General features: G+C 69.2%; 10 protein-coding genes. 5 read left to right on the top strand and 5 right to left on the bottom strand.

Features of this window, described 5'->3' with window-relative positions; translation table 11 throughout:
* The first annotated feature begins 18 nt into the window (after positions 1 to 18).
* Both RMO97_RS05170 and RMO97_RS05165 read left to right on the top strand, forming a co-directional pair.
* Positions 19 to 1,788 carry a patatin-like phospholipase family protein gene (locus tag RMO97_RS05170; RefSeq protein WP_310539468.1) on the top strand — a complete coding sequence of 590 codons (1,770 nt, stop codon included), beginning with the start codon at positions 19 to 21 and terminating at the stop codon, positions 1,786 to 1,788.
* A gap of 362 nt (positions 1,789 to 2,150) precedes the next feature.
* Positions 2,151 to 2,408, top strand: coding sequence for a hypothetical protein (locus RMO97_RS05165; RefSeq protein WP_310539467.1), 258 nt, complete (start codon positions 2,151 to 2,153; stop codon positions 2,406 to 2,408).
* A gap of 110 nt (positions 2,409 to 2,518) precedes the next feature.
* On the opposite strand, the gene RMO97_RS05160 is transcribed toward RMO97_RS05165, so the two are convergent.
* Positions 2,519 to 3,265 (bottom strand): anti-sigma factor, encoded by a 747-nt coding sequence (locus tag RMO97_RS05160; RefSeq protein WP_310539466.1) that lies wholly within the window; start codon positions 3,263 to 3,265, stop codon positions 2,519 to 2,521.
* Complete coding sequence (locus tag RMO97_RS05155) at positions 3,262 to 3,753, bottom strand: sigma-70 family RNA polymerase sigma factor (protein WP_310539465.1); 492 nt, start codon at positions 3,751 to 3,753, stop codon at positions 3,262 to 3,264. The genes RMO97_RS05160 and RMO97_RS05155 overlap by 4 nt, the downstream gene beginning before the upstream one ends.
* Positions 3,754 to 3,923: 170 nt before the next feature.
* On the opposite strand from RMO97_RS05155, the gene RMO97_RS05150 reads away from it, so the two are divergent.
* The 3 genes from RMO97_RS05150 to RMO97_RS05140 all read left to right on the top strand — a co-directional run bounded on the left by RMO97_RS05150 (position 3,924) and on the right by RMO97_RS05140 (position 6,892).
* Positions 3,924 to 5,339: a S8 family serine peptidase gene (locus RMO97_RS05150; RefSeq protein ID WP_310539464.1), complete on the top strand. Its 1,416-nt coding sequence runs from the start codon at positions 3,924 to 3,926 to the stop codon at positions 5,337 to 5,339.
* A gap of 96 nt (positions 5,340 to 5,435) precedes the next feature.
* A complete protein-coding gene (locus RMO97_RS05145; protein WP_310539463.1) occupies positions 5,436 to 5,891 on the top strand; it encodes a hypothetical protein in 456 nt (151 codons plus the stop codon).
* Between the two features lie 185 nt (positions 5,892 to 6,076).
* Positions 6,077 to 6,892 carry a helix-turn-helix transcriptional regulator gene (locus RMO97_RS05140; protein WP_310539462.1) on the top strand — a complete coding sequence of 272 codons (816 nt, stop codon included), beginning with the start codon at positions 6,077 to 6,079 and terminating at the stop codon, positions 6,890 to 6,892.
* Here the strand turns inward: RMO97_RS05140 and RMO97_RS05135 are convergent.
* The 3 genes from RMO97_RS05135 to RMO97_RS05125 all read right to left on the bottom strand — a co-directional run bounded on the left by RMO97_RS05135 (position 6,889) and on the right by RMO97_RS05125 (position 8,806).
* On the bottom strand, positions 6,889 to 7,092 hold the full coding sequence (locus tag RMO97_RS05135; RefSeq protein WP_310539461.1) for a hypothetical protein: 204 nt from the start codon (positions 7,090 to 7,092) through the stop codon (positions 6,889 to 6,891). The genes RMO97_RS05140 and RMO97_RS05135 overlap by 4 nt on opposite strands.
* Before the next feature lie 59 nt (positions 7,093 to 7,151).
* Complete coding sequence (locus tag RMO97_RS05130; RefSeq protein ID WP_310539460.1) at positions 7,152 to 7,562, bottom strand: DUF3574 domain-containing protein; 411 nt, start codon at positions 7,560 to 7,562, stop codon at positions 7,152 to 7,154.
* A gap of 77 nt (positions 7,563 to 7,639) precedes the next feature.
* Positions 7,640 to 8,806 (bottom strand): isovaleryl-CoA dehydrogenase, encoded by a 1,167-nt coding sequence (locus RMO97_RS05125; RefSeq protein WP_310539459.1) that lies wholly within the window; start codon positions 8,804 to 8,806, stop codon positions 7,640 to 7,642.
* Positions 8,807 to 8,999: the final 193 nt, after the last annotated feature.

The following is an 8,999-nucleotide window of genomic DNA, read 5'->3' as shown; positions in this document are numbered from 1 at the left end:
ACCTTAGGCTCCCGCTCCGTGGCGAACCTACCGGGCATCTCGACTGATTCCGCGCTCTCGCGCCTCTTCGAGGATGAGCGCGCCCAGGGCGAGGCCACCTGGTTCTCCCTGCCGGGCGGAGTGACCCTGTTCGACGCCGGGGAACCGGCCGATCACCTGTATTTCGTTCGCGCCGGGCGCCTGGGCGCCTTCCGCCGCGAGGAAGGCCACGAGCCGCAGTTCCTGGGCGTGATCCGTCCGGGAGAGCCGGCCGGCGAGATGTCGATGATCTCTGGCGTGCCGCACTCGGGCCACGTGGTGGCCCTGCGCGATTCGGAAATTTTCGCCCTGCCCCGCGAGGCCTTCTTCGACGCCTGCGACGACGATTCCGAGGTGATGGTCGAACTGGCCCGCCTTATGATCCTGCGCAGCCGACAGGCGGCCACCAAGTCCTCCGGGGCCGCGCCCTCGGTGTTCGGCTTCGTCACCATCGGCGAACCCGTGGCCGTGCGTCCGCAGGTGGACCGCATCGCCCGCGAGGTCGGCAAGCTCGGCTATTCGGTCACCGTCGTGGGGGCGGAAGCCCAGCACGCCCCCACCGAATGGTTCTCCGAGGTCGAGCGCGACTACGACTTCGTCCTCTATTGCGCCGAGGCCGCCGACCTGGGCTGGCGGCAGGTCGTGGGGCGTCAGGTCGACCGCCTGTTCCGGATCGGGCGCGGAGACGTCGTTCCGCCCGCCACCCATCCCCATGTCAACGAACCGCTGCAGGGCCAGAACCTGGTGGACCTGATCCTCGTCCAGAAGCGGGGGGCGGCCAAGCCGGTCGGCTCCGAGGCCTGGATGGACGCGGCCAAGCCCGCCCGCCTGTTCCACATGCGCCGCGACCACGCCGGCGACATTCAGCGCATCGCCCGGGTCCTGACCGGCCAGGCGGTGGGCCTGGTGCTGTCGGGCGGCGGCGCCCGGGCCTACGCCCATATCGGCGCCGTGAAGGCGCTGCGCGAGCGCAAGGTGCCCATCGACTTCGTGGGTGGCGTCTCCATGGGCGCCATCGTCGCCGCCGGGGTCGGGCTGGGGTGGGACGACGCGGAGATGGAGCGGCGAATTCGCGCCGCCTTCGTCAACACCAGCCCCTTGGACGACATCGCCATCCCCCTGCTGGCCATGACCCGGGGCGAAAAGGTGCGCGAACGGCTTGCCGAGCACTTCGGCGACGTGCAGATCGCCGACATGTGGCTGCCGTTCTTCTGCCTGTCGTCGAACCTCACCACCGGGACCTATCAGCTGCACCGCCGCGGCCTGCTGCGCGAGGCCCTGCGCGCCACCATCTCCCTGCCCGGCGTCCTGCCGCCCGCCACCCACAACAACGAGGTGCTGGTGGACGGGGCGGTGATGAAGAACTTCCCCGCCGACGTGATGCGGATCAACGAGCTGGGGCCGATCATCGGTATCGACGTTTCGCGCGGGCGCTCAATTACCGCCGCCGACGTGGCGCGCCCGTCCTCGGTCTGGCGCTGGATCTTCTCAGGCCAGTGGCGCAAGGGCCCGCCCATCGTGTCGCTGCTGATGCGGGCGGCCACCGTCTCCTCCGGCCGCGACCTGGCCGCGGCCCGCGACGCCACCGACGTGTTGGTGACGCCGGACGTAACCGGCGTGGAAATTCGCGACTGGGCCGCCTATGACCCCGCCGTGGCCGGCGGCTACAAGGCGATGAACCAGGCGCTCGACAAGTTGAGCGTGCCGGTCACCGACCTGCGCCGGCGGCCGAGCCTGCAACAGAAGGCCCTGGCCAGCGGCCGGCGCTGACAGCCTCTCCCCCCTGTTTACAGAGGAGGAGAAATCAGGCGCCGGAACACGAAATCGGCATGCGTGAACAGCGCCGTTTGCGGATCGATCAAATCGGTCCCATATTCGAGGTCTTGTTCAACAACTGAAAGGAGGTGACCCAGTGTCTCATTGTCTTCATCCGCAGGTGGAAACCGTGATCTGGGCCTCCGCTTACGAGGCTTGCGCGTAAGCGCTTCAGGTTTGCGGGACCGCTGAGCGGTCCGACAATGGAACGGCCGGCCCCGACAACGGGTCGGCCGTTCGCATATCAGCGGTATGGTTGGCGCCAATTAACGCCAAAGATGAACGAAAGCTTATGGCTAAGCTGTCATTCTCCTGCCATGGACCCGACCCGCGCCACCTCATCCTATGCTGACTATCCCGTGCGGCCCCGCGACACCGCCGCGCCGAAGATCGTCGCACCACCCGCCCCGTCCCGCTCCGAGGGCATGGACACGCCGGTGACCAAAAACGGCGATATGCGCGAATACCTGCAGGCCAAGCCTGACCAGGTGAAAAACCGCGAGACCGACGAACAGGTCACGCGCCAGCGCGTGCAGGACAAGGCGCAGGGCACCCTGTTCGACCTTCGGACCTAGAGCCTTTTCCGATCTGATTGCTTCAATCAGATCGGACAAAAAGGGCTCTAATTCAAAACGTTAGAGCATTTTTCGATCCGATAACCGTTTCACACTTATCAGAAAATGCTCTAGCTCCGCCAGCGACGCGCCTTGGCCGCCATCTCGCCGGCGCGGTCCAGGGGCTCGCCCTCGATCATGCCATCCACCGCCGCCAGCACCGCAGGCGCCGTGGCGCTGGCCGCCATCCGGTAGTCATGGGTCTTGGTGGGCGCCGGGGCCGCCGTGGTCATGCGCGCGATCCAGCGCGGGCCCTCGCGACAGGCGATCCCGGCGATGCGCTGGGGGTCGGCCTGGAAGGTGCGGCAATAGCGGCCGTCGGCGGTCTTGAAGCTGAGGCCCAGGCGGGCGGGCCCGGAAGTGGCCGAGAGATTGTTGTTCAACGCCCGAGCCAGGCCGCCGCGCGCCACCAGGGACCCATCCATGCTGGGCGCCAGCACGCCGGCGTTCTGTTGCGAGATCAGGTAGCCCGCCACCACGCCCACCATCAGGGTCGCGGCCACCGAACTCCAGGCGGGCAAGGCGACCTTCACCGGCGGCTTGGCCACAGGCGGCGGTTTGCGGCGGTCGGCGAGCTTCACCACATTGTCGGGATCGAGCTTGGCGGCGGCCTGGGCCGCAGCCATGAGCTGGGCCGGCACGCTTTCCTGGGCGACGCCGGCATAGGCCCCGGCGACCTTGGACCGCAGCAGGCGGTGCTCCTCCAGGCGCACGCCGAGCACCGGGTCGGCGGCCACGGCGGCCTCGACCTGGGCGCGGCCGGCGGCGTCGAGCTCGCCGTCGACATAGGCGATCAGTTTGCGGTCATCGATCTTCATGCAGCACCCCTGAGATCGGCCAACAGGGCGTTGCGGCCCCGGACCAGGCGACTGGTGAGGGTTCCTTCCGGAACCTCCAGCACCGCCGCCGCCTCGCGATAGGATAATCCCTCCACCAGCACCAGCGCCACGGCCACTCTCTGATCGGCGGGCAGGCGCGCCATGGCCTGTTCCACCGAGGCGGCCTGCAGGTGAGCCTCCATGGCCGCCGCGCCATCGGTTCCGACGTTCAGCCCTTGCTCCTCGGGCGCGAACACGCGGCTCTGGCGGGTCCGGGCGCGGGCTTCGTCGATCCAGGCGTTCTTCATGATCCTGTACATCCAGCTATCCAGGCGGGTCCCCGACGCCCACTGATCGGCGCGCATGAGGGCGCGCTCCACCGTGAGCTGCGTCAGGTCGTCGGCGTCCGCCACGTCCCGTGTGATCGCCCGCGCCAAACGGCGCAGCCGGGGAAGCAGTTCGACGATCTCACGTTGAAAGCCGTCCAAGACCTCGCCTCTGTCTGGGGATGAAACGACGGCGCCGGGTCGTTTCATCCATCGCCCCTTTTAGCTGATCGCGTTCGGACAACGAACCGGCGCCCCTTGGTCTGAAAACGCCTATGCGGAACAAAACGCCATTGCCGTGCTTAGAGGTCCGTCGGGAACAGGAATTCACGATGGGGCTCTGTCATCTTTGGATCGTCCGCTCGCTGAGCGTGGTGGCGATGAGCGTGGTGGCCCTGCCGGCCAGCGCGCAGTTGGGCGGCGTGGGCCTGCCGTCCATGCCTGGAGCCGGCGGCGCACTGCCGATGGGCGGACTGCCCGACCTACCGCGCACGCGGACGCCGCGGGTTCCGAGCGTGCCGACGCCCGCCCTCCCCTCGCCAACCGCGTCTGCCCTGCCTTCCACGGCACGCGGCCTCATGGGGCGGACCGAGGCCTTGGCGGGAGAGGCCCTGACCTCCCTGCGCGGCCGGCAGATCCAGGCCCTGATCCGCGATCATGCCGACGTCATCGACGTGGACGACCAGGGCCAGGCGGTCGTGCGCGGCGAGGTTCTGATCCTGTCGCCTTCCCCGCGATCCCTGGCCATCGTGAGGACGGCGGGCTTCCGGGTGGGCGAGGAGACGCGCCTGGAGGGGTTGGACCTCAGCACCGTGACGCTGGGCGTGCCCCCCGGCGTCTCGGCGCGAGAGGCGGTCCGCCGGCTCAAGGCGCTGGATCCTGAGGGCCAGTACGACTTCAACCACATCTATCTCGGGGCCGGCGCAGCGCCTGCGACGGCTCGTGGCCCCGCCGCGCGCGCCGCAGGCTCCGGCGTTCGTATCGGCCTGGTGGATGGCGGCGTCGCCGCGCACCCCAGCCTGGGCCCCGTGGAGCAGCGCGGCTTCGCGCCCGGCGGCCTGAAGGTGAGCGCCCACGGGACGGCGGTCGCCTCCCTGATGGTGGGCCGTGGACCGGCGTTCCGGGGCGCCGCGCCCGGCGCCAGGCTGCTGGTGGCCGACGTCTACGGCGGATCGCCGACCGGGGGCTCGGCGGCGATCATCGTCCAGGCCCTGGCCTGGATGGCCCGAAACGAAGTCCCGGTCATCAATGTCAGCCTGGTGGGACCGCCCAACCGGACCCTGCAGGCCGCGGTGGCCGCCCTGGTGTCTCGCGGGCACCTGATGGTGGCCGCCGTGGGCAATGACGGCCCGGCCGCTGCGCCGCTCTATCCGGCCGCCTATCCCGGCGTGGTCTCGGTCACCGCCGTGGACGGACGGCGCAGGGTGCTGCCCGAAGCCGGGCGCGGGGCGCACGTGGACTTCGCGGCCCCCGGCGCCGACATGGCCGCGGCCTCCAGCCAGGGCGGCTATGTGGCCCTGCGCGGCACATCCTTCGCCGCGCCCCTCGTGGCCGGCCGCCTGGCCCTGGAACTCGCCAGCCCGGACAAGGCAGCGGCTGGGCGCGCGATGGCCAGCCTGTCCCGGCAGGCGACGGACCTGGGGTCACGCGGCCCCGATCCCACCTATGGCCAAGGCCTGGTGGCGTTCGACCTGCGCACCTCACCCCGGGCCGTGGGCGCGGACCGCGCCCTGCTCGCCGGCGAGTAATCGAAAAATCAAAAGATCTGGGATGAAAAGTCCCAGCCCCGTCGTTGGACCTCCCAAGAGACGCAACTGCGGCTCTGAGAAAATTGGGAGAACGACATGCGTAGAACCACGATGATCGCGGCCGCGGCTGCAAGTGCTCTTCTCGCCCTCGGCACGGGCGCCCAAGCTCAACTAATCGGCGGCGCCCTTGGCGGCGGCGGCGGTTTGGGAGGCATGATCGGCGGGACTGGCGGCGGCATGACCGGCTCGGGTTCGTTCGGCGGCTCCGTCGACGCCAGCGGAGCCGGTTCCATGGTTCGCGGCGCCTCAGGCTACGCCCGCGATACGGCCAGCGCTTCGGCCGACTATGCCCGCGACACAGCCGCTCAGACCGCTCGGGAAGCGCGCGCTGAGGCCCGCGCCGCCAAGCGCGCTGCGGCCCAAGCGGCCCGGTCCACCAGCGCCTCGGCTGACGCCGACGCCTCGGCCAACGCCAACGCCTCCCGCGACGGGGCGGACGCCTCGGTGGGCGTCAACGCATCTGCTCAGGGTTCCGTCTCGCGCCCCCGCTGAGGCTTCCCTTGGAGCGGACGCTGCAGACCTAGGCGTGCCTGGAGAGGCTTGCGTGAGCCGCGCCGGGTCTGACAGTGGAAAGGCCGCCGGGCGCCCCCGGCGGCCTTTCGCATGTCTGGAACCGCAGCTCCTCCATTACCTGCCAGGTCATGGAGCCTGCGCGGGTGGGGGGCTAACGTGGGCTCATGACCAGAACAGCTTCGGCCGTGGGCGACCACCTTCGCGACTGGCGCCAGCGCCGCCGGATGAGCCAGCTCGATCTGGCCCTGGAGGCCGAGATCTCGACCCGCCATCTCAGCTTCGTGGAGACCGGCCGCGCCCAGCCCAGCCGCGACATGCTGCTGCGCCTGGCCGATCAGCTGGAGATTCCGCTACGGGAGCGCAATGTGATGCTGGTGGCGGCCGGGTTCGCGCCGGTCTTCCCGCAGCGGTCCCTGGACGATCCCGCCCTGGCCGCGGCGCGCCGCGCGGTGGAGCTGATCCTCACGGGCCATGAGCCCTTCCCGGCCATGGCCGTGGACCGACAGTGGAACCTGGTCAGCGCCAACCGCATGGTCGCGCCGCTGATGCGTGGGATCGATGCTGATCTGCTGGCCCCGCCGCTGAATGTTATAAGGCTGAGCCTGCATCCGCGGGGACTGGCGCGGCGCACGGTCAATCTGCACCAGTGGCGGTCCCATATCCTGGAGCGGCTGCGGCGGGAGGTGGAACTGACCGCCGACGCGGGGCTGGCGGCGCTGCTGACCGAGGTCAGGGCCTATCCGATTCCAGGCGGCCAGCCGCCGCGCAAGCCGTCGGACGAATTCGCCGGCGTGGCGATCCCGTTCCAGCTAAACACGGAGGATGGGGGCGTTCTGTCGTTTCTGTCGGCGACGACGGTGTTCGGCACCCCGGTGGACGTGACCTTGTCGGAAATGACCTTGGAGACCTTCTTCCCGGCCGACGCCGCGACGGCCCGGGCTCTTCGAGCCATGGCCGCCGGGCTGGACGGGTCGGGCTAGTTGCGCGGGGTGGTGGCCGCCCCGGCGATACCGCCGATGGCCGCGCCGGCGAGCGCGCCCTTGGCGTCGCCGCTGACGACAGCGCCGACGGCAGCGCCGCCCAGGGCGCCGGTGGCCGCACGTTCCGTGGTGGTGGTGCCGCACGCCGAGAGGGCCATGGCGATGACGGCGGCGGGGGCGAGCATGAGGATATTACGCATGGGTTCTTCTCCTGAAGTTCGGGAGACAGAACCCTCGGATCCCACGTCGGGTTCCGGACCTAGAACGACACGCAGGCGCGCTGGCTGATCATCATCACGCTGTCCTGGTGGAACCGCTCGACATAGGCCTGCCGCACCTCCCCCAGCTTACGGCGGTTCTCGCCATTGGCGGCGGGCAGAACCAGGACGACCACCTTGGCCGCTTCTCTGATCAGCTTGTTCTCCGCGCCGGTCCATTGTCCGCCCCCGTCCAGGACGGTGAGGCCCTGCGGAAAGCGCGGGGTCAGGATCTCGTCGGTGAACTTGCGGAAGTCGGCGTCGGAAACCCCCGGCTTGTCGCCGATGTTCTGGCCAAAGAACAGTTGCGCTGTGCGCATGGGCTCCTCGCCCGCGGCGCAGCTGAGCCGCGGCTCGAGGCTGGCGCAGCCCGCCAGGGCCATAAGCGACATCAGGGCAAGGGCCTTACGCATCGGTCGTACCTCCGCCCCCCGGCGTGGTCTGTCCATCTAAGGTGAATCGGAGGTGGAGAAAGCGTTGATACGCCGCCTCACGCCCCGATCAGTTCGCGCCCGATCAGATAGCGGCGGATTTCGTTGGTGCCGGCGCCGATATCGTAGAGCTTGGCGTCCCGCAGCAGGCGCTCGACCGGATAGTCACGGGTATAGCCCGCGCCGCCCAAGGCCTGGATGGCCTCCAGGCTGACCTTCACGGCGTTCTCCGACGCCATCAGGATCGCGCCCGCCGCGTCGAAGCGCGTGGTCTGACCCGCGTCGCAGGCCCGCGCCACCGCATAGACATAGGCGCGCGCCGAGTTGAGGGCGACGTACATGTCGGCCACCTTGCCCTGCATGAGCTGGAAGGAGCCGATGGGCTTGCCGAACTGCTTGCGCTCCCGGACGTAGGGCAGAACCACGTCCAGGCAGGCCTGCATGATCCCCAGCGGCCCGCCCGACAGCACCGTGCGCTCATAATCCAGGCCGCTCATCAGGACCCCCACGCCGCCGTTCACCGGGCCCATGACGTTCTCTTCCGGGACCTCGCAATCCTCGAACACCAGCTCACCGGTGTCGGAGCCACGCATGCCCATCTTGTCGAGCTTCTGGCCGACCGAGAAACCCTTGAAGTCCTTCTCGATCAGGAAGGCGGTGATCCCCTTGCTGCTCTCACCGGGGGTGGTCTTGGCGTAGACCACCAGGACGTCGGCATGCGGGGCGTTGGTGATCCAAAACTTGGTTCCGTTCAGGACGTAGCGGTCCCCGCGATGCTCGGCCCTGAGGCTCATCGAGACCACGTCGGAGCCGGCGCCGCTCTCGCTCATGGCCAGGGAGCCTACATGCTCGCCGGAGATCAGGCGCGGCAGGTAGCGGCGCTTCTGCTCCTCGGAGCCCCAGCGGCGGATCTGGTTCACGCAGAGATTGGAGTGGGCGCCATAGGACAGCCCCACTGAGGCCGAGGCGCGGCTCACCTCCTCCATGGCCACCACGTGTTCGAGGTAGCCGAGGCCAAGCCCCCCGTATTCCTCCTCCACGGTGACGCCATGCAGGCCAAGCTCGCCCATCTGGGGCCAGAGCTGGCGCGGGAAGGTGTTGGTCGCGTCGATGTCGGCGGCGAGCGGCGCGATGCGGTCGGCGGCGAAGCGCGCGGTGGTGTCGCGGATGGCCTCGGCGGTCTCGCCAAGTCCGAAATCCAGCGCGGGTCCATGGTTCGGGATCATGCAGCGGTGTTAGCACGGCCAGGCCCAAAACGAGAAAGGGGCCCGGCGATACGCACCAGGCCCCTTCCCACTATCCCCCCCGGGAAACTGATCACTCGGCGTCGAGGTCGTCCTCTTCGTCGAGGTCGCCCCGGCCCAGCCGGTCGAGCATGAGATAGACCGCCACCCCGAAGAAGCCGATGCCGGCGAGCGC

It is taken from the genome of Phenylobacterium sp. (genome assembly GCF_031425575.1).
GTDB lineage: Bacteria > Pseudomonadota > Alphaproteobacteria > Caulobacterales > Caulobacteraceae > Phenylobacterium.
The sequence above is the reverse complement of the archived record's forward strand: the minus strand, read 5'-3'. Positions and strand labels throughout refer to the sequence as shown.

Excerpts from the sequence above, each read along its gene's own strand:
- RMO97_RS05150 (WP_310539464.1), top strand. The coding sequence starts at position 3,924 with ATGGGGCTCTGTCATCTTTGGATCGTCCGCTCGCTGAGCGTGGTGGCG.
- RMO97_RS05145 (WP_310539463.1), top strand. The coding sequence starts at position 5,436 with ATGCGTAGAACCACGATGATCGCGGCCGCGGCTGCAAGTGCTCTTCTC.
- RMO97_RS05165 (WP_310539467.1), top strand. The coding sequence starts at position 2,151 with ATGGACCCGACCCGCGCCACCTCATCCTATGCTGACTATCCCGTGCGG.
- RMO97_RS05135 (WP_310539461.1), bottom strand. The coding sequence starts at position 7,092 with ATGCGTAATATCCTCATGCTCGCCCCCGCCGCCGTCATCGCCATGGCC.
- RMO97_RS05130 (WP_310539460.1), bottom strand. The coding sequence starts at position 7,562 with ATGCGTAAGGCCCTTGCCCTGATGTCGCTTATGGCCCTGGCGGGCTGC.
- RMO97_RS05160 (WP_310539466.1), bottom strand. The coding sequence starts at position 3,265 with ATGAAGATCGATGACCGCAAACTGATCGCCTATGTCGACGGCGAGCTC.
- RMO97_RS05140 (WP_310539462.1), top strand. The coding sequence starts at position 6,077 with ATGACCAGAACAGCTTCGGCCGTGGGCGACCACCTTCGCGACTGGCGC.
- RMO97_RS05125 (WP_310539459.1), bottom strand. The coding sequence starts at position 8,806 with ATGATCCCGAACCATGGACCCGCGCTGGATTTCGGACTTGGCGAGACC.